Annotated in this window: 20 protein-coding genes; 10 read left to right on the top strand and 10 right to left on the bottom strand. The window is 69.9% G+C overall.

Features of this window, described 5'->3' with window-relative positions:
• From ACLN58_RS07605 to ACLN58_RS07590, 4 genes are all read right to left on the bottom strand, one after another.
• A partial coding sequence (locus tag ACLN58_RS07605) for a SulP family inorganic anion transporter (protein WP_415854660.1) occupies positions 1 to 1656 on the bottom strand: 1656 nt, incomplete at its 3' end.
• Positions 1653 to 2036 (bottom strand): ArsR/SmtB family transcription factor, encoded by a 384-nt coding sequence (locus ACLN58_RS07600; RefSeq protein ID WP_415854659.1) that lies wholly within the window; start codon positions 2034 to 2036, stop codon positions 1653 to 1655. The genes ACLN58_RS07605 and ACLN58_RS07600, both read right to left, overlap by 4 nt.
• A 195-nt stretch (positions 2037 to 2231) precedes the next feature.
• Positions 2232 to 3452 (bottom strand): M20 metallopeptidase family protein, encoded by a 1221-nt coding sequence (locus ACLN58_RS07595; RefSeq protein WP_415854658.1) that lies wholly within the window; start codon positions 3450 to 3452, stop codon positions 2232 to 2234.
• Positions 3449 to 3880, bottom strand: coding sequence for an ester cyclase (locus tag ACLN58_RS07590; protein ID WP_415854657.1), 432 nt, complete (start codon positions 3878 to 3880; stop codon positions 3449 to 3451). Before ACLN58_RS07590 ends, ACLN58_RS07595 begins: the two co-directional genes overlap by 4 nt.
• 166 nt (positions 3881 to 4046) lie before the next feature.
• Here ACLN58_RS07590 and ACLN58_RS07585 point away from each other — a divergent pair, with 166 nt between their 5' ends.
• Positions 4047 to 6260: an ATP-binding protein gene (locus ACLN58_RS07585; RefSeq protein WP_415854656.1), complete on the top strand. Its 2214-nt coding sequence runs from the start codon at positions 4047 to 4049 to the stop codon at positions 6258 to 6260.
• Positions 6261 to 7380: 1120 nt separating this feature from the next.
• On the top strand, positions 7381 to 7983 hold the full coding sequence (locus ACLN58_RS07580; protein WP_415854655.1) for a TetR/AcrR family transcriptional regulator: 603 nt from the start codon (positions 7381 to 7383) through the stop codon (positions 7981 to 7983).
• A gap of 368 nt (positions 7984 to 8351) precedes the next feature.
• Here the strand turns inward: ACLN58_RS07580 and ACLN58_RS07575 are convergent, their stop codons facing one another.
• From ACLN58_RS07575 to ACLN58_RS07565, 3 genes are all read right to left on the bottom strand, one after another.
• Positions 8352 to 8894, bottom strand: a complete 543-nt coding sequence (locus ACLN58_RS07575; protein ID WP_415854654.1) for a hypothetical protein — start codon at positions 8892 to 8894, stop codon at positions 8352 to 8354.
• Positions 8895 to 9054: 160 nt separating this feature from the next.
• A complete protein-coding gene (locus ACLN58_RS07570; RefSeq protein WP_415854653.1) occupies positions 9055 to 9363 on the bottom strand; it encodes a hypothetical protein in 309 nt (102 codons plus the stop codon).
• 151 nt (positions 9364 to 9514) lie between these two features.
• Positions 9515 to 9952: a DUF6069 family protein gene (locus tag ACLN58_RS07565; protein WP_415854652.1), complete on the bottom strand. Its 438-nt coding sequence runs from the start codon at positions 9950 to 9952 to the stop codon at positions 9515 to 9517.
• Between the two features lie 92 nt (positions 9953 to 10044).
• Here ACLN58_RS07565 and ACLN58_RS07560 point away from each other — a divergent pair, with 92 nt between their 5' ends.
• Complete coding sequence (locus ACLN58_RS07560; RefSeq protein WP_415854651.1) at positions 10045 to 10542, top strand: MarR family winged helix-turn-helix transcriptional regulator; 498 nt, start codon at positions 10045 to 10047, stop codon at positions 10540 to 10542.
• 294 nt (positions 10543 to 10836) lie between these two features.
• On the opposite strand, the gene idi is transcribed toward ACLN58_RS07560, so the two are convergent.
• From idi to ACLN58_RS07545, 3 genes are read right to left on the bottom strand one after another with little or no spacing between them, the layout of a single operon-like run.
• Positions 10837 to 11373, bottom strand: coding sequence for an isopentenyl-diphosphate Delta-isomerase (gene idi, locus ACLN58_RS07555; protein WP_415854650.1), 537 nt, complete (start codon positions 11371 to 11373; stop codon positions 10837 to 10839).
• Positions 11354 to 12862, bottom strand: a complete 1509-nt coding sequence (locus ACLN58_RS07550) for an SDR family oxidoreductase (protein WP_415854649.1) — start codon at positions 12860 to 12862, stop codon at positions 11354 to 11356. Before ACLN58_RS07550 ends, idi begins: the two co-directional genes overlap by 20 nt.
• Complete coding sequence (locus ACLN58_RS07545; RefSeq protein WP_415854648.1) at positions 12859 to 13653, bottom strand: TspO/MBR family protein; 795 nt, start codon at positions 13651 to 13653, stop codon at positions 12859 to 12861. Before ACLN58_RS07545 ends, ACLN58_RS07550 begins: the two co-directional genes overlap by 4 nt.
• A 78-nt stretch (positions 13654 to 13731) precedes the next feature.
• Between ACLN58_RS07545 and ACLN58_RS07540 the strand changes: the two genes are divergently transcribed.
• The 7 genes from ACLN58_RS07540 to ACLN58_RS07510 form a co-directional block, all read left to right on the top strand.
• Positions 13732 to 14847 (top strand): polyprenyl synthetase family protein, encoded by a 1116-nt coding sequence (locus ACLN58_RS07540; protein ID WP_415854647.1) that lies wholly within the window; start codon positions 13732 to 13734, stop codon positions 14845 to 14847.
• Positions 14847 to 15806: a phytoene/squalene synthase family protein gene (locus ACLN58_RS07535; RefSeq protein ID WP_415854646.1), complete on the top strand. Its 960-nt coding sequence runs from the start codon at positions 14847 to 14849 to the stop codon at positions 15804 to 15806. Before ACLN58_RS07540 ends, ACLN58_RS07535 begins: the two co-directional genes overlap by 1 nt.
• The gene (gene crtI / locus ACLN58_RS07530) at positions 15806 to 17473 is read left to right on the top strand and encodes a phytoene desaturase family protein (protein ID WP_415854645.1); all 1668 of its coding nucleotides are present in this window, start codon (positions 15806 to 15808) and stop codon (positions 17471 to 17473) included. Before ACLN58_RS07535 ends, crtI begins: the two co-directional genes overlap by 1 nt.
• A gap of 6 nt (positions 17474 to 17479) precedes the next feature.
• Positions 17480 to 17830: a lycopene cyclase domain-containing protein gene (locus ACLN58_RS07525; RefSeq protein ID WP_415854644.1), complete on the top strand. Its 351-nt coding sequence runs from the start codon at positions 17480 to 17482 to the stop codon at positions 17828 to 17830.
• Positions 17827 to 18156: a lycopene cyclase domain-containing protein gene (locus ACLN58_RS07520; RefSeq protein ID WP_415854643.1), complete on the top strand. Its 330-nt coding sequence runs from the start codon at positions 17827 to 17829 to the stop codon at positions 18154 to 18156. The genes ACLN58_RS07525 and ACLN58_RS07520 overlap by 4 nt, the downstream gene beginning before the upstream one ends.
• Positions 18153 to 19052 (top strand): prenyltransferase, encoded by a 900-nt coding sequence (locus ACLN58_RS07515; RefSeq protein ID WP_415854642.1) that lies wholly within the window; start codon positions 18153 to 18155, stop codon positions 19050 to 19052. Before ACLN58_RS07520 ends, ACLN58_RS07515 begins: the two co-directional genes overlap by 4 nt.
• On the top strand, positions 19049 to 19351 hold a 303-nt coding region (locus ACLN58_RS07510), incomplete at its 3' end, for a deoxyribodipyrimidine photo-lyase (RefSeq protein WP_415854641.1). The genes ACLN58_RS07515 and ACLN58_RS07510, both read left to right, overlap by 4 nt.

Genomic DNA, 19351 nt, shown 5'->3' with positions numbered 1-19351 from the left:
GATGGCGTCGGGCAGGGTGCCGAAGAGGTGCCTGTGGTGGCGGAGCTCGGCGATGACCCCGACCCGGGTGACGAGGGCGAGGTGCTCGTCCTGGACGCCTTTGAGCAGGACGGTGATCCCGCGGCGTTCGAGCTCGCGGATGATCTCGACCAAGGCCTGGGCGCCGGTGGCGTCGAGGTAGCGCAGCTGGGACAGGCGCAGGATCACGACCTCGGCGTCGGCCACTGCAGCGAGCTCGGCCAGGACACGGTCGGCGGCGCCGAAGAACATCAGCCCGTCGAGGCGGAAGACCGCGATGCGCCCATCGCCCTCCTGCGCCGGCCCGGCGATCGGCTCCCGGCGCACCCTGCCCAGGCCTGCAAGCTTGCGCAGCGTCAGGAACGCCGCGCACGCGATGCCGATCTCGATCGCGACGATGAGATCGAAGGAAACGGTGATGACGGCGGTGAGGACGAACGCGGCGGCATCGGCCGGGGTCGAGCCCAGGACCTTCTTGACCGTGCGCGGCGAGGCCATCCGGGCCGCGGTGGCCATCAGCACCCCTGCCAGGGCGGCGAGCGGGATCATCCCGACTAGCGGGGCTGCGAGGTACACGACCGCGATCAGGACCAGGGCGTGGACGATCGCGGCGGCGCGCGTCCTGCCGCCCGAACGGACGTTCACCGCGGTGCGGGCGATCGCCCCGGTGGCAGGCATCCCGCCGAAAAGCCCAGCGGCCACCGACGCGATGCCCTGGCCGACCAGCTCCCGGTCGGCGTTGAACGGGCCGGTCGTGCGGCCGTCCGGACCGACGAGCCCGGAGGCCACGCGGGCCGAGAGCAGGGACTCGATGGCGGCGAGCACGGCGATCGCGATCACCGACCCGGCCAGCGAGGGCAGCTGGGCCAGATCCATCGTGGGGATGCCCGGCAGGGGCAGGGCCGACGGCAGGCGCCCGATCAGGGGGGTATCCACGTGCAACAGCGCCACCGCCGGAGTGGCTGCGGCGATCGCGATCAAGGACGCCGGCAGGGAACGGTGCAGCCTGGGCAGGGCCACCATCAGCGCCGCGACCGCGGCCGCGACGGCCAGGCTCACGCCAGCCTGTGGCCAGGCCGCGCCGAGGGCCGACCGGACGGCCGCCACCAGAGCGTTCTCGCCCGCGGGGACCGGGGAGGCCAGGGCGGAAGGGACCTGTTGGAGGAAGATGATCGCGCCGATCCCGAGCGTGAATCCCTCGATCACCGGCCAGGGGATCCAGGACACGGCACGGCCGACCCTGGACGCGCCTAGGACGAACAGTACGATACCGGCCAGGATCGTCAGCAGCGCGACCGCCCCGACTCCGGAGCGTGCCACGATCGGGGCGAGCACGACCACCATCGCCCCAGTGGGGCCCGAGACCTGCACGTTCGACCCGCCGAAGACCGCCGCGGCGACACCCGCGACGATCGCGGTGATGAGCCCGGCCTGCGCCCCGACCCCCGAGCTGACCCCGAATGCAAGAGCCAGCGGCAGCGCCACGATGCCCACGGTGACCCCGGCGACCAGATCGCCCTTCCACGTCCGCCCCAGCTCGGCGTAGTCGCTGGGCCTAGGGAGGTCCTCCGCGCGCGGCAGCGGCCGACGGAGTGCCTCGAGGAGCGCCCCCCAGCCCCCGGCCTGTGCTCCGCTCACCGCCGCGGCCCGCCCGGGACGGCGCCGAGGGCCGGAAGGCCCTCGACGGCTTCCAGAGCCTCCCTGGCCCCTGCGAGGGACTCGAGCAGGAACACCCTGGCGGCCGCGAGCATCTGGGCCACCGCGGGGCTGGCCAGCGAATACGTGACCGTGCTCGCGCTGCGCACGCTGGTCACCACCCCGCACCGGCGCAGCGTGGCGAGATGCTGGGACAGGTGCGAGGCCTCCAGACCCGTGCCCTCCAGCAGCACGCTCACCGCGCAGGACTCACCGGGCGAGGCCGCTAGGATCTCCAGGACCCGGATCCTCACCGGGTGCGCCAAGGCCTTGAACAGGTTCGCCTTGATCTCATACAGCGGCGCCTCGCGCTCCCCGAACACTTCATCCCTCCAACGTCGGAATAATGACGGCTTGATGAAACCATCATACCGACGTAACGCTGATCACGGCCTTCACGGCCGGCATCCCCCATTCCTGTCCAGGAGACCGCCACGGCAGCCCCGTCCCCCCCACATGGGCGGTGCCCCGCGGCGTCCGCACCCCTCACTGCGCTGTCCCTTCCTCCACCAGTGCCGCTAAGGAACCCGCCTCAAGAGCCGGACCAGCGCCCGGAACAGCACCCGCGCCATCAAGAGCACGGCCCGTTCATCGACCGTGAAAAGCGGGTGATGGTGCGGCGCGCTCCCGGGCCCACCGCATCCGATCCCGAGGAAGAGGCCGGGAACGCGCGCCGATAACTCGGCGAAGTCATCGCTCGCGGTCAGCGGCGGAATCTCGGTCACGTCCGCCAGTCCGTCCGCCTGGATGGCCTCGCGGGCCATCGCGGCGAGCTCCGGTCGGTTGGCGAGCACGGGCGCATGTCCGGTCCACTCGACCGTCACGCGGCAACCGAGGGCCGCCGCCACCCCGGAGCCGACTTCCTCGACGCGCCGGCGAGCCCTGCCCGCAGTCGCGACGTCGAGCCATCGAACGTTCCCGAGCAGGGTCACTTCTTCGGGCGCGGCGTTCGCTGCGTTGCCGCCATGGACCGCGCCGAGCCCGATGACGAGGAGTTCACCTGCAGGTGTCTCCCGCGCGACAACGGCTTGGAGCGCCGTCGTGATGTGGGCCGCGGCGAGGATGCCGTCAGCGAATTGCCCCGGCGTCCCGGCGTGGCCGGCGCCACCGGAAACGATCACGCGGAAGAAGTCCGCCCCGGCGAGGACAACTCCCGGGTTCACGGACACCGTTCCGTAGGGAAGCGCCGAAAGGACGTGTGCGCCGAGCGCGGCGTCGATCCCGTCGAGGACTCCGTCGGCGACCATGGGAGCCGCTCCGGCCAGAAGCTCCTCGGCCGGTTGGAGGCAGAACCTCACCCCGCCAGCAAGACTGTCTCGACGTGCGGCGAGCACTTCGGCGACACCGAGCGCGGCCGCGAGATGGACGTCGTGGCCGCACAAGTGTCCGGCTGCGCCAGTACCCGCGAACGCGAGCCCAGTAGCCTCGCGGACCGGGAGGGCGTCGAGTTCGGCCCGTAGAAGGATGCGGGGGCCGTCATGGTCGCCCTCGAGATCAGCGATCACTCCGGTACCGCCGACGCCGGTCCTCACCGAGAGCCCCAAGCTCTCGAATGCCTCGGCCAACCGGACGGCGGTTCGGCTCACGTCGAACCCGACCTCAGGATGGGCGTGGAGCTCGCGGCGCACGGCGATGAGCTTCGGTTCGAGGGCGACGAGCGCGCGGTCTGCCTCGGTGATGGGCGCGGGCGGTCCCACCTGCGCAGAGGGCGGGACCGCCGTCGTCCGCCCACCGCTCACGGTGACGCCGTTTCCGGGGCCGGGACGAACCCGAGCTGCATGAGCAGGGCGAGCTGATCGACGACGTGCCAGTGCTCGGCGAGCCGGCCGCCCTCGACGCGGTAGATGTCGATTCCCGCGATCTCGAACGACTTGCCGGTGGCGGGGAGCCCGAGGAACGGCTCGACGTGGGTGCCCCGGTTGCGCCAACGGACGACGACGCGATCGCCTTCCGCGATAACATCCTCCACCGTGAAGCGCGGCTCGAGCGCCGTGACGAGCATCGACACTCGATTGCGAAGGCCCGACCGCCCTTCGCCCTGCCCGGGCATCGGATCGTTTTCAATGTAGTCCTCGACCGCAATCTCGTCGATCGCGCCAAGGGATCGCGTGTTGAGCACCTCTTCGTACAGGCGGCCTACAAGGCTGCGAGATGTCTCGACCGACATGGTGTCCTCCAGCTGAGTTCGTAAGGAACCTGACACGGAACAGCGTGCGCCCCGGCGTGGTGCTGTGCCATGACGGGTACCCACCGGCTGGCCCACCGAGTTGGCGGGCCTCCGCTCCCGCTCGACGTACGGCCGCTCTAACCTTGGCGTAGAAAGAAGGTGTCGCATGGGCGCGGACGCTGCGTTGTCCCAGGAACTCCGGCGGCTGCGCGTCGCGGCGGGGCTGACCCAGGAAGAGCTCGCTGAGCGGGCGAGCATGAGCGTTCGCGCCGTGAGCGATACGGAACGGGGTCTTCGCGGACGTCTCTATCCCGCGACGGCGGCGCGGCTGGCAGACGCGCTCGGGCTGGCGGAACGACAGAAGGAACGGTTCACCGCCCTCGCCCGCGGGATCGTTGGACCCGGCGGCCGGATGGCGGCGCTTCCGGTCCCCGGGACACCGCTGCTCGGCCGCGACGGGGCCCTCGAAGATCTCACTGCACACCTCCGCAACCCCTCGACGAGACTCGTCACGCTCACCGGTCCGGGTGGCGTGGGCAAGACGCGGCTCGCGCTCGCCGCAGCCGAGAAGTGCGGTCCGCTGTTCGACGACGGCGTGGCTTTCATCCAGCTTGCGAGCTGCCGCGACGCGGACGCGGCCGGCCTCGCGATCGCGACCGCCGTCGGCGCCAATGTCGCTCACGGCACTGTCGCGGACATGGTGTGCGCGGCGATCGGGGAGCGCCGGATGCTGCTCGTGTGCGACACGTTCGAAGGACTGGTCGGGGCCGCGCCCCTCGTCGGCGAAATCCTCGCACGTTGCCAGCGGACGAGTGTTCTCGTGACGAGCAGGACCCCGTTGCGGCTTCTTGCCGAGCACCTGATGCGGGTCGAACCGCTCGACGCGCCCGCCGCATGCGAGCTGTTCGCCGAGCGCGCCGCGGCCGCACGGCCGGGGCTTGAGCTCTCGGCCTCACATTCTCTGGTCAACGACATCTGTGCGCGGGTGGAGGGAGTTCCCCTCGCGGTCGAGCTCGCAGCGGCGCGGGTGGCCCACCTCGGACTCGGGGACCTGAGAGAGCGCTTGAGCCACCAGCTCGAGATCCTCACCGGAGGACCGATTGACGACGACGCGCGGCACCGAACCATCGAGGCCACTGTTGCGTGGAGCTACGGCCTCCTCGGGAATACGGCCAGGGAGGCACTTGCGCAGCTCGCCGTGTTCGACGGGTGGTCGCTCGCCGGCGCTCGGGCAGCTCTCGGCCGCGATCCGCTCCCGGACGTGAGCGCCCTCGTGGATCAGAGCCTCGCGGCGGCGCCATCACCCGTCGAGGGCCACGGACGGTACCGGATGCTCGACGCCGTACGCGAGTTCGGTGCCACGAGGCTCGTGGAATCAGGGGGCGACGCCGCAGCCCGCGACCGCCACGCGGTGTGGTTCCTGCGCGCCGCAGAAGCAGAATCCCTCGCGATCCGGCAGACGGGCCAACACGGAGCGCATCGGGAGACCTCAGCAGACCTCGGCAACCTCCGCCTCGCGTTCCGGTGGTTCACCGACGCCGGCCGGGGTGTCGAGGCTTTGCGTCTCGCCGCGTCGCTGTGGATGTTCTGGCTGTGGGAGGGCGGGTTCTCGGAGGGGCGGACATGGCTGCGCACAGCGCTCGCCGCTGTGGATGACGCCGATCCGACCCTCGCGGCCAAGGCCCGATCGGGAGCCGGCTGGCTCGCTTACCTTCAGGGCGACTATGCCGAAGCCCGGATCCACGCGAGTGCGCTCCGGCGCCTCGCTGAGGCGGGCGGTCCATTGGGGCGCAGGAACGCCCTGACGCTCCGGGGCATGATCGCGCTCGCGGACCGACGCACCGCCGAGGCAGCCGCCTTGCTCCGCGAGGCCCTCGCCGCCGCACACGAGCTTGCCGGAGACCAGTGGCTCGTCGCAATCTCAACGCTCAACGACGGCGCGGGGCTCACCCATACCGCTCACCTCGTTGAAGCGGACCGCCGCTTCTCGGAGGCGCGAGACATGTTCGCCGAACTAGGCGACGAGACCTATCTGGCTCGCGCCGTCCGTCACGTCGCGGCGGTCCGGCTCCTGAGCGGCGACCTCCCCGGCGCGGCTCGGGCGCTCGACGAGAGCCTCGCGGTGGTGGGTGCAGCGGACGATCGGTGGGGGCTCGGCGAGACGCTGGAGGGGCTTGCCCACGTCGCTGCCGCGATGGGCAACGTGCGGCAAGCTGGTGCTCTCGCGGCGAGGGCCGCCGTAATCCGTCGCTCTCTTGGCGTGGCTCCGCACCCGTTCGACGCGATTCTTGCCGATCAGCATCTCGGTCTGCTCCGCGGCACCGAAGAGTTCGAACTGGGCTGGCAAGAGGGCGACGACGACGAGCTCACCCCGCCGTAGTGACGATCGCCGCGCGGTGCGATCATGGCGTAGTTCGCCTGCTGAGCTGCAGGTGAGTACCCCACGGGGAGGGTTAAACGGCGAAACCCCCGATTGCTCGGGGGTTTCCGTGGTGGCTCCGACCGGCGTCGATCCGGTGACCTTTCGATTTTCAGTGAGACCGGGAGGTTTTCCGTACTGTATCTATGGGCCAGATCCGCAGAATCTCGCGGTTTTTATCCGAGAGTCTCAGTTCGTTTCAGTTGCTCCTCGCGGATTTAATGGCCCAAATATGGCCCAGCCCAGACCTCGCTCGTGGGCCGGGTTCACTGCTCCGGGTTACCACTCGAACGCCCAAGCCGAGCGCGCCTCCGGCCCCGAAACGGGATTCGGCGTGCGCAACCGCCTCCAAGGATCAGCATCCCGGGTGCGGGCCCCGTCCGGGACGGGAGCCCGCCGTAACGGCTCGGGCGCCGCTACTCGCCCGGGCCGTTACGGCCGCAAGACTTTTGTACCTTGAAAGGACTCTCTGGGGAAATACCGCCGTTTGAAGTCAGGGAGTCAACGGAACCAGCCACTCCGAGTTGTTGCGAAAGGCCCGTCCACCGCTGATTCCTGGGGGCGAACCCGTCTGTCGAGCAGGTGCGCGGTACGCGTTGAGGACATTGACAGAACGGTCTGTCCACCCCCATTCTGATAGTCATGGTCTCGGAAGCCGTCGGTGCGGCAATACCGGATGTTCCTTTCCCCGAGTTATGGGCGAGAGCCCGCGCCGGCGCGTGGCCCTTCGGCTCCTTCGCCCCCGAAGCGCCCGGAGTTGCTGCAGATCCAGCCCATGCGGGGCATTCAGCCCGTGCAGTCCAGCATGCGGCCGCGCAGCGCGCCCGCTCGACGGTCCACATCTGCGCGAGCGCATGGGGGGTCCAGCACCGCGAGCAATGACCTTTCTGGAATGGGACGGCGGCGGACCGCCAGGCGCACCCTCGCCATCCCGAAATCCTGCAGCCAGGGGCAGCGCAGGCCGGGCAGCGCATGCCCGTTCGGTAGCGGCGGCACTGCCGCGCGGATTCCCCCGATCCTCGTAGCACTTGGACATGGGGCCTTGAGATTAGGGCTCGACGACGGCGGGTAGGGAGTCAGTATGGAGGAGACGGAGGAGAGGCTTGTTCGGGGTCCCGCCAGGATGGCCACGGCGCGGCAGCGGATCCTGGACACGTCCTTCGAGCTCTTCGCCCGCCGCGGGATCCGCGACGTCGGGGTGGACGAGCTGATCGAGCGCTCGGGCGTGGCCAAAGCGACCTTCTACAGGCACTTCCGCACCAAGGACGACCTCGCCCTGGCGTACCTCGAGCGCTGGTACGAGGAGCGCAGCGCTGCCATCGAGGCCGCAGTCGCCCGGCACCGGGACGAGGACAGGCCGGCCCTGCTGGCGGTGTTCGACGTCTTCGACGAGTGGTTCCGGCAGGGCGCTGTGGAGGTCAGCTCGTTCCTGCACGTGCTGATGGAGATGGGTCCGGCACACCCGCTGGGCCGGGCGAGCCTTGACTACCTGACCCGGACCCGGGAGCAGCTGGCCGGTTTGGCGCGCGAGGCCGGGCTGGAGGACCCGGAGGGGTTTGCATGGTCCTGCCACATCCTCCTCAAGGGCTCGATCGTCGCCGCCGCCGAAGGCGACCTCCACGCGGCCGAGCGCTCCCGCCGCATGGCCGCACTGCTGGTCGCAGACTCCCGCCCCGAGGCCTGAGCACCCCTCCAAGCTCAGCACCGCGAAGAAGAGCCCAGGAATGGCATCCGGAAGACTATCCCGTACGGGACCAGCGTTGCTCTCATAATGTGCTCCCGCGGGGGACTGGGTCCGTCCGTCAGCTGTGTCGTCCTGCCTAGGATCAGACGATTGAGGGCCAGCCAGGGGAAGACGCAACGGGCAGCAAGTCTCGAGCGCGGACTCGGTCAGGCGAACGCACGGGCTCGCCGGGCCATCCAGCACAGGGCCACGGCTGGCCCGACCGGGACCGCAGATGTCCGGGGGTGCGGCCTGAGAGACCGGGTTGGGGTGAGGGGCTCCTGCGGTGGGGGAACGGCTCGACGTCGAGCATTCGCGGCCTTCTTCTCTCAGTGCTGGGGCCGACGGGTCAGGCGCATGTCCTCGTTGAACGCCCAGGCCTGCCCGCCGTCGCGGGAGATCTCGGAGCGCCAGCGGAAGGCGTCGGAGGTGATCTCGGTGAAGCGCCAGCGCAGCTGCGGGTTCTCCTCGTCGCTGAGCAGGATGATCTCCTCGCCGGCCGGGCGGCCGATGAAGCGGCGGACTCGGCCGTTCACCGGCTCGACCCAGGTCGATCGCCATGCTCCGAGGGCGCGGTCGTAGAAGCGGATGGTGGTGCCGTGGAATGCCAGCGGAGGCTGCCCTTCGCCGGGCTCGCCGCGGCCCGGAACGATCCAGACGTCCTGGACCGCGCGACCGCCGAGCACCCACCCGAAGTGGAGCTCGCCGCGGCGGTCCGCCTCGCGCCCGCTTGCGTCAATGCCTGTCCAAGCCACGTCCCAGGACCCTACGAATCTGCCGAACAGCATCAGCTCCTTCGCGTGCCCGGGCGCGGGCCCGTCGGCGTGGAGGGCTTCGACGAGCCCCTGTCCGGCATCTACTGTCTGGGCCATCGGCCCCTCCTGTCTGTCATTCGCGGCTGCGGCCGAGCCGTGGACCGTTTTCGTAGAAGCCTCGCATATCGACGGGCGCGGGCGACGGGCGAATCGAGGGAGCGAGCGCGCCGGAGCGGCGCCCGTCGTCTCGGGCCGGCGCCAGGAGCGGCGGCGCCTGCTAGTGCCCCTCGTCCGGTGCGAGGTCCGACCGGATCACGGTGCCCGTGCCGATCAGCTCCGACGGGGACGCGAGGAGCGGTGCCATCAGGCGTCCCACCGCGGGGCCAAGGACGGACAGCCCCGCCTGGGCGTCCTCGGCGCTTCTCCAGAGGTTCATGACGAAGTGACGGCCGTCCCCGAGGTCCACGGTGACGGTGCCGAGGAAGCCGGACTGGGCCGCGTGGAGTGCGTCGAACTCGCGCAGGGCCTCACCGGCGCCGGCCAGCTTCGCCGGGTCAAAGGAATTGATTCGCAATACCGCATGCACGGCAGCCTCCAGATTTGTTGGCGGGCGCCCACCGGGACCCGGTGTCGAAGCGCGGCGGGCTCTGACCTGCTCGACCCTGCTCCGGGGCCCTCGATGGTCGGATGGTGTTGGCCTTCGGGGGCCGTCGAACGGCGGCCCCGTCCGGGTCCGTTCACCTCATGATCGGGGTCGATGGTGGTGTGGATGGTGCCCGGCTGCGCTGGCGGGCCGGCGTGGTCCGCGGCAGTCCGGCGAGTAGGACAGCGGCGACCACCAGGTGCATCGCCGCCAATGCCGCCTTGGCGCCGATCGTCGTCCCGGCCGCCAGGGGCGCTGCCAGGGACAGGGCTGCGGCGGCCGCGGCGATAGCCGTCCACAACCTCCTGCCCCTCGGCGTGCGCCCCAGCGCCGCTAGGAGGCCCAATCCGAGCAGGCCGGCGGAGGCTGCTGCCGGGGCGACGGCGGCAGGGGTGATCGCTTGGACGGGCCCCGGGCCGAAGGAGACGGCTAGCGCAGCACCTGTAGCGGCCGCAACGACGGCGAGGGATCGTGCCCTCGGAATGTGCGTGAGGCGATTCCCGGGCAGGCACCCTGTCGGTCTGTCTTCCATTGATGGTCTCCTGTTCCTGTGGAGATACGATTAGATGGCTAACTACTTGCATAAAGTTAGTCATCTAACTATCTCTTTGGCAAGGGGGACCCGTGGACTATGTCCAGGCCCGCGCCCTCAACGGGGCCATCAGGACGATCGGCATGCGGCATAGGGCGTTGGCCGGGTCGGTCCTGCGCGGAGTCGGGCTTGCCGTCGGGCAGGAGGCCCTGATCATGGAGCTGGGCGAGAACGGGCCCAGGACCCAGGCGCAGCTGGCTGCGGCGGCCGGCTGCGAGCCGCCTACGATCACCTCCGCGGTGAGGCGCCTGGAAGCGCTGGGCCTGGTGGCCAGGCGTCCCTCGACACAGGACAGGCGGGCGATGGTCGTGGAGCTGACCCCGAGTGGTCGGGAGCTCCTGGACGACCTCGCCGCTGCCTGGGTCCAGCTCGCCGAGGCGAGCGTGGCCGGGCTGTCGCGGACCGGTGGCGAGGACCTGCTCGAGGCCCTGGGCGACCTCGCGGACAGCCTCCGGGCAGCCTCGGGCGGCCCTGAAACGCCATTCCGCCCGAAACCCCGGATGCTGCGCGATCACGAGGCTCCTGAATAGCCGCCAGTCGCGGTTCCGATGGGCGCGCCTGTTCAACATGAACGCTGTGTGCGCGCATCTGCGCGTGGACATGATCGGGATAAACCGGGCAGGCTTTCTCACGCCGGGGCATGGGGAAAGTTGGCGGCCAGCCCACGGTTGTGGGCCGCGGCCACAACCGAGCTCCGCCGCACCCGCGGACCCGCAGTCCGTGCCCCGCTGTCCGTTGACTGCGGCGCAGTAGCAAACCGCTCGAAACTGCCGACGGGATGGACCCCGCGCAGCCTCAACCCGAAAATGCGGCTTCGCAAGAGATCAGAGGGCTCCCACATGGAGCTCTCTGAGCTGGAGCCGCAGCCAAGGGCTGAAGGCATAAGGCGCAGCGACCACTGCCGCGCGGAGCTGGGCAGCCGTGGTCCACTGCCACTCGCATATTTCGTCCGGGGCGGGAAGGGGGTCCGTGGTGACGCGAGCACGGAACACGGGGCAGATCTCGTTCTCGACCATTCCCGAGGCATCGGTGGCGCGGTACCGGAATGTTGGAAGGATGGCCGTGACGTCAGCGAGCTCGACTCCGAGCTCCTCGCGTGCGCGCCGACGGACGGCCGCGCCCAAGGGCTCTCCCGGCGCGGGGTGCCCGCAGAATGAGTTGCTCCATACGCCTGGCCACGTGGCCTTCGTGAGGGCACGGCGGGTCACGAGCAGGCTGCCGTTCCCGTCCTGGATGTGGCAGGAGAACGCAAGATGGAGTGGCGTGTCTGTGCCGTGCACCGTCGCCTTGGGTGCCGTGCCGGCGGGCATGCCGCGGTCGTCGACGAGCTGGACGGAGGACCTATCGAAGAGCGTCATCATGAGCCTTGCGCACTCCCTCTGGTGCGGCCTGCGCCTCCGCTGCAGCGGCGATACGTTGGGCCATCCCTTTGAACACGACTCCGTGGAACGGCAAGACGGCGGCCCAGTAGAGCCGCCCCGCGAGCCCGCGGGGTACGAAGACAGCCCGCTGAGAGTACAGGCTGCCGGCCCCCCTTGCGGCTACGGACATCTCGAGCCATGCCCGGCCGGGTACACGCATCTCCGCGCGGAGCCTGAGCAGCCGGCCTCGCTCGAGCGCCTCGACACGCCACCAGTCCAGCGCGTCCCCCAGCTGGAGCCGGCGCGGGTCGCGGCGGCCACGCCGCAGCCCGACGCCACCGGCGATCTTGTCGATCCACCCCCGCACGGCCCACGCGAGGGGAAAGGAGTACCACCCGTTCTCGCCGCCGATCCCCTCGACAACGGCCCACAGCTCTGCCGGCGGCGCGGTCGTCGACTGCGTTCGAGTATCCGTGAAGACAGTGCTCCCAGCCCAGTCGGGGTCGGTGGGGAGCGGATCAGACGGGGACGAGCCGGCGGCCGAGCCCGCCCACGTCGTCTCAACCTCGCCGCGCCTGATCTTCGCGAGCGCAAGCTCTACGGATCGCGTGTACGTGGTCAGGCCGTCTTTGGGCGGGGGGATGTACCGCTCGATCCCGGTCCCGCGGACAACGCAGTCGTTCTGAAGCGATTCGACGAGCGGCACGGCGAGGGCGCGCGGTATGGGGGTGACGAGATTGACCCATTGCGCCGCGAGCCAGGGAGTGAGCACCGGGAGAGGTCGGATGAGCGGCGGACGCAGTCCCGCGACCCGCGCGTAGCCGCGCATCATCTCGGCGTACGTCAGAATGTCGGGTCCGCCGATGTCGAAGGTGCAGTTGACGTCGCCGGGGAGGTCAGCTGCCTTTTCAAGGTAGTGCAGCGCGTCCCGCACTGCGATCGGTTGCACATGGTTGAGCACCCAGCGCGGGGCGGGCATGACGGGCAGAACATCGGTGAGGTGGCGCACCATTTCGAAGCTTGCCGAACCCGAGCCGATCACGAGGCCGGCCTGGAGCACCGCGGTGGGCACACCGGACGCGAGAAGGATCCGGCCCACTTCGGATCGCGATTTGAGATGCCTGCTGAGATTCGTGCCTGGGTTGAGTCCGCTGAGGTACACAATGCGAGAGGCACCTGCCGAGGACGCGGCGCCGGTGAGGGCTTTGGCCCCGGCCAGCTCCCGCGCCGCGAAACTGCCGTCGGCTCGGGCGCCCATTGAGTGGACGAGGTAATAGACCACGTCGGCCTTCTCGCACAGCGCCTCGACTGTGCCCGGGTCTTCGAGGCTTCCGGCGACCATCTCGACGTCGTCGCGCCAGGGCACGTCCCGCAGCTTCGCTGGATTCCTGGTGAGCACGCGGACGCGATTCCCGGCGGCGAGGAGCCGTGGAACGAGGCGCCCGCCGATGTAGCCCGTCGCGCCGGTGACGGCGATCGTGCGGATCATGCGCGGCCCTCCCTCCGCCTGCGGGCGGCGAATGCGAGGCTTCCTCCCAAGACTGCTGCGGCCGCCGCCGTGGCCTCGAGGGCAACCCCGGGCAGGGCCAGTGGTCCGCCGGCACGTGCCACCGCGATCCACGCTAGTCCCCAGGCGAGGGCGAGCACCGGGGACCACCGTCCTCGCGAGCCGAGCGCGAGCCCCACCGCGGCGGTCAGAAGAAGCACGACGGCGGCGGTGGGCTCGGCGGGCAAGCTGACCTTCGCCCATGCGAGGAGTGCAGCCACGTTGGCCACTGTCGCCACGCAGATCCAGCCGAGATAGAGCCCGAACGTCACGTCGCTCAGGGCTGCCTCGAGGCGTGAACCAGGGCGCAGGGAGAGGCCTAGCGCGAAGACGCGCGAAAGGACTCCGAGCAGGGCGAGCATGACCGCGAGGCTCGCGGGCACGGAGCCGAGTTGGACCGCCCAGAGCCACGCAGCGTTGAGCAGCATCGACGCAGCGGCCCAGGGCCTGATCCGCCCCTGACGTTGGCTGCGGCGGGCTGCGGGAAGGAGCTGCCACACCGCGTAGCCGAGAAGCCCGGCGTAGATCACGCTCCAGACCGAGAACGCGGGAACGCCTGGGGCAAGGGGCGTGGCGACGCTGGAGAAGTAGCCCCCCGCTGCGGATGCCACCGGGGTGCCGCCGAATGCGCCGCTGCCCACAGCAGCGAGGAGGAGGGCGACGACGGCCGAGGCCGCCGTGAAGACGCCCGGCATCGCCGGGGAAGGTCTGGGTGTTGTCCCGAGAACGGCCATGCGAGCTCCTCTAGACACCGAAATTTTTCTCGACCATCATATTTCTCGAAGATCGAGCTATCAAGACCAGGAGACGCAGTGGACGGGACGGTCATCGCACCAGCGGCAACGCAGCGCGGTCAACGGCCGAAGGGGCGAATCCGGGAGGGATTCGGCCTCGGCTGGGGGGAGGTGGCCGAGCGCGTCGAGACCGTCCTGACGGACTGCGTCGCGACTGCGAAGCAGCGCTCGCCCTCCGGGCCGGCGCGGGAACTCTGGGACCGAATAGAGGATTCGCTCGAGGGCGGCAAACGCCTCCGCCCCCAGCTCGCATGGCTCGCCTACGCGGCGTTCGGCGGCGACGACGCCGGGGTCTGTGCCGCTGCCGGAGCATCGTTCGAGTTCCTCCACGGGGCGCTTGTGGTCCATGACGACGTGATCGACCGCGATGTTGTGCGGCGGGGACGCCTCAACATTGCCGGCGTCTACGGGTCAGAGGCCGAGGCACGCGGGTTCGCGACCGTTGACGCTCAGCACCTCGGCAGCTCGGTGGCGATCATCGCGGGTGACCTCCTTCTCGCGGCGGCCTTTCGTGTGATGGAGGGCGCTGTGGCGGACCCCGAAAAGCGTGCCCGTCTCCTCGACCTGCTCCACGGCGCGGTGACGGACGCCGCGATCGGAGAGCTGGCCGACGTCCTGATGGCCCATTCTTCGGGGTCGATGGAGGAGGTCCTCGAGATGGAGCGCCTCAAGACGGCCGTCTACTCATTTGAGGCGCCGCTGCGAGCGGGGGCCTTGCTCGCGGGTGCCCGTGATGCCGAAGTGGACGCATTAGGTCGGGTCGGCAGCCTCATCGGTGTGGCATACCAGGTGATCGACGATGTGCTGGGAACCTTCGGTGACCCCCGCCAGACCGGCAAGCCGGTCTCTTCGGACCTCCGGGAGGGCAAGCTTACCGTCCTCACGGCCTTCGCGGGCGGTGACCCCGACGTCGCCGCCCATCTGGGCGCCCAGCGGGACGGCCGCGACGACCTAGTGCGCGACGCCCTGGCACGCGAGGCCCTGCACCGCGCGGGCGCAGACGGCTACGCCCTCAGTCTGGCCCACGCGCTCGTCACTGAGGCGCTCGACGAGGCCCGCAGCTCCGACCTTCCTGCGGCCTTGCGCTCGGAGCTCACGCGCCTCTGCAACCACCTTCTCCACCGGGAGCACTGATGCCCGCCACCCCTCACCTCCGGGGCTCTGCCCGCCGTTTCGGCTCAGGCCGCGGCGTCATCCTTGACCCGCTGCAACGCTACGCGGCCGCAGCCACGGCGAGTTCCGCCGTCGTCATCCGAAGCTACTCGACGTCGTTCGGGCTGGCATGCCGCCTACTCGGACCGTCCATCCGACCCGACATCGAGAACATCTACGCGCTCGTGCGCCTTGCCGACGAGGTCGTGGACGGCGCGGCGGCTGGGGCGGGCCTGCCGGTAGATGCGGTGAGCGCTCAACTTGACCGCCTTGAACGTGAGACCTTCGCGGCCCTCGAGTGCGGCTACAGCACCAATCCCGTGGTGCACGCCTTTGCCCAAACCGGCCGAAAAGTGGGAATCGGGCACGATCTCGTGGCGCCGTTCTTCGCCTCCATGCGGCGAGACTGCGAAACCAGTTCGCATTCGAGCGAGTCGCTGGGCGAGTACATCTATGGTTCGGCCGAGGTCGTGGGCCTCATGTGCCTGCAGGCCTTCCTTGCGGGAGCAAATCCTTCGGCCGCCGAGCTCGGGGTCATGACCGAGTCCGCGAGGCGTCTCGGCGCGGCATTCCAGAAGGTGAACTTCCTCCGCGATCTCGGCCAGGACTCCGCAGAGCTGGGCCGCAAGTACTTTCCGGGGGTCGATGCTCGGCACCTGAACGGGAGACAGAAGGGCGAGCTGGTCGCCGACCTCCGCGCGGACCTCGACGCCGCGGTGCCTGGCCTCGAGCTCCTCCCTCACTCGTCCCGCCGCGCCGTTGCCCTGGCCCACGCGCTCTTCTCAGAGCTCACGGACCGCCTCGACGCGTGTCCCGCGGAGGTGCTCGTAACCACCCGCATCAGCGTGCCGCCGGGCGTCAAGGCCAGGCTCGCCGCCGCGGCACTGCTCGGCCGCACGCCCACGAGGCCTGCCTCGTGGATGCCCGAGGGAGCCGCGTGATGGACAAGCTGGCGCGTCGGGGTGTCCGCGTGGGACTGCCGCGCCAGCGGAAGAGTGTGGTCGTGATCGGCGGCGGGATCGCGGGTCTCGGCGCCGCCGCTCTCCTCGCAAGGGACGGGCACGCCGTCCAGCTCCTCGAGCAAGGTGCCGCCCTCGGAGGGCGGGCGGGCCGATGGCAAGCAGCCGGCTTCCGATTCGACACGGGACCCTCGTGGTACCTGATGCCCGAGATCATCGACCATTGGTTCCGGCTGATGGGCACGAGCGCGGAAGAGGAGCTCGAGCTCACACGTCTCGATCCGGGATATCGCGCCTTCTTCGAAGGCCAAGAATCACCTCTCGACGTTCCAGGCGAGCGCCAGCGCGCCGTGGCCCTGTTCGAGTCACTTGATTCGGGGTCTGGAGACGCGCTCGGGCGATATCTCGATGAGGCCGCCGACGCCTACGAAGTCGCCACGCGCAGGTTCCTGTACGACGACTTCTCCTCCCTTCGCGGCCTCGCGAGCCCGCAGGTCCTGCGGCGCGCGCCCCGGCTGGCCCGGCTCGTGACGCAGACCCTCGACGCCAGGATCTCGCGCCGCTTCGGCGACCTTCGCGAGCGTCAGATCCTCGGATACCCTGCGGTGTTCCTCGGGACAACGCCCTTCCACGCGCCCGCCCTGTACCAGCTCATGAGCCACCTCGACCTCAGCCAAGGCGTCCTCTACCCCCAAGGCGGATTCGCCGCACTTGTCGACGCGATGGAACGGCTCGCCCGGGATGCGGGGGTCCAGGTGCACCTCGGCGCGCAGGCCACACGGATCATCACGGGCCCGTCCCGCGGCGGCGCGCGCGTCGAGGGCGTCGAGTGGACGGACGACGGCGGCCAGCCGCACCGCGCCGGGGCGAACATCGTCGTGGGGGCGGCCGATCTCCACCACCTCGAAACCGAGTTGCTCCCTCCGGCACTGCGCAGCCATCCCGAGGCCTCCTGGGCCGAACGTGACCCGGGGCCCGGGGCGATCCTGGCCTGCCTCGGAGTGCGAGGCAGGCTTCCAACGCTCGCCCATCACAACCTGTTCTTCACGCGAGACTGGCGCGACAACTTCGGACGGATTGGGCGGGGCGAGAGGCTCCCCGACGAGACCTCGCTCTACGTGTCCCGAGCGAGCGCGACCGATCCGAACGCCGCGCCGTTCGGTGACGAGAGCCTCTTCGTCCTCATCCCCGCGCCAGCTCGGCCGGACTGGGGGCGAGGCGGGCTCTACGGCGCAGGAGCGCCGGCCGTCGAGGCGACGGTCGACCTAGCCATCCGCCAGGTCTCCTCGTGGGCGCGGATCCCTGACCTCGCTGAGCGCATCGGGGTGCGGCGAACGTTCGGCCCCGCGGACTTCGCCGTGGATTTCAACGCCTGGCGGGGCGGGGCGCTGGGACTCGCCCACACGCTGGGGCAGAGCGCCTTCCTCCGGCCCGGCAACGCAAGCCGGACGGTGGCGGGCCTGCTCTACGCCGGGGCCTCCGTGCGCCCTGGGATCGGGGTTCCGATGTGCCTGATCAGCGCCGAACTCGTGCTCAAGCTAGTCCGCGGCGATCGCTCCCCCGGGCCCGTAGAGAACTCTCCGGCGAGCGCACCCTCGCCCTGGCTGGGGCTCCAACCGGCTTCCCCACGGGACGGCAGGGAGAACTGAGCGGGCATGACGTACTTCATCTTCCTGCTCGCGGCGTCCGTCTGCCTCGCGGCCGTGGACCATCGCTTCCGCCTTTTCCTCTGGCGGGCGCCCAGGGCCGGCGCGGCCGTGGTGGTCCTGGGAACCGCCTTCTTCCTGGCATGGGACATGGCGGCCATCGGGGCGGGGATTTTCGAACTCGGCGGGTCCCCGCTCATGACGGGGATCCTCCTCGCGCCCGAGCTCCCGCTCGAGGAGCCCGTCTTTCTGGCGTTTTTCTGCTATACGGCGATGGTGGCATTCGCCTCTGCGGACCGGCTCCTCTCGCAGCGCAGCTCTGCACGGGCTCGCGAGCGGCGCGACGGGGCCAAGCGATGAGGCCCTACGCGATCACCGACGTCATCTTCCTCCTCGGGGTGGGGACGGCGGTCATTGTGCTGGCAGCGGTGAGGCGCAGCGCCGTGCCCTGGGTCTCCCTGATCGTGGGCGGAGTCGGACTCGTCACGCTGACGGCAGTGTTCGACAACGTGATGATCGCGGTGGGCCTCTTCCGTTACCGCACCGACACTCTGGCTGGCCTCACAGTCGGGCTAGCGCCACTCGAGGACTTCGCCTACCCGGTGGCGGCCGCGGTGCTGTTGCCCACCCTGTGGCTTTGGCTGCGTCGCACTGACCGCGAGGTCGAACCCGAGGAGCCAACGTGAGTGTCCTGGCGGCCGTGCGAGCGGGGACCATCCGCGACCTCATCGTCTCGTCCCGACCGCTTTCGTGGGTCAACACCGCGTATCCGTTCGCCGCGGCGTACTTCCTGGCGGCCGATCGAATCGACTGGCACCTGATCCTCGGAACGGTGTTCTTCCTCATTCCGTACAACGCGGCGATGTACGGGACCAATGACGTCTTCGACTACGAATCCGATCTTCGGAACCCACGCAAAGGCGGCGTCGAGGGCGCCGTCCTCGATCCGTCCAAGCACGGGACCGTCCTGTGGCTCTCCTGGGGTTCGTGTGGGCCGATCGCTGCCGCGCTCGTCGCGGGGGGACCGCCCGCCAGCTGGGCTGTGCTGGCTGTCTCGCTCTTCGCGGTCGCCGCCTACAGCGTGCCCGGGCTCCGCTTCAAGGAACGCCCGATCCTCGATTCCGTCACGTCGAGCACGCATTTCGTCTCCCCCGCCGTCTACGGGCTCGCATTCGCGGGCTGGCATCCCTCGGCTTCGGGCGTGGCCGCGCTCGGTGCGTTCTTCGTGTGGGGCGTCGCGAGCCACGCGTTCGGTGCGGTCCAGGACATCGTGCCGGACCGAAACGCCGGGATCGCCTCGAGCGCGACCCTCTTCGGTGCGCGCATCACCGTCCGGCTCGCTCTCGTCTGCTACCTCGGCGCCGGCGCCATCCTGCTGGCCGCCGGAGGGGAAGCGCGGTGGGCGGGCTTCCTGGCCCTTCCGTATGCCGCCAACGTCGCCCCGTACGCGACGGCGGATGACGCAGAGTCGGGGCGCACCCGCGCCGGCTGGCGTCGCTTTCTCTGGCTCAACTACCTGACGGGATTCGCTGTGACACTCCTGCTGATCGCTTTGCAGTTCGGTCGGGAGTCTGGCCGATGACCCACCCGAAGCCGTCCATCGCATGGTTCCGCGACGATCTCCGGGTCGCGGACCATCCCGCGTTGCTCGCCGCGATGGACGCCGGCCCGACGTTCGCCCTCTACGTGCTCGACGAGTCCTCGCCCGGCATCCGCCCGCTCGGCGGCGCTGCGCGCTGGTGGCTTCACCGTGGGCTCGAAGCCCTGCGAGACGAACTCGAGCACCTCGGCGTCCCGCTCGTGCTGCGGCGTGGGCCGGCCGCCGCCGTCGTCCCTTCCGTTGCCGCCCAAGCCGACGCCGGCTCGGTGTTCTGGAACCGG

Origin of the sequence: Sinomonas sp. G460-2 (assembly GCF_047759905.1) — a bacterium.
Lineage (GTDB): Bacteria > Actinomycetota > Actinomycetes > Actinomycetales > Micrococcaceae > Sinomonas.
The sequence above is the reverse complement of the archived record's forward strand: the minus strand, read 5'-3'. Positions and strand labels throughout refer to the sequence as shown.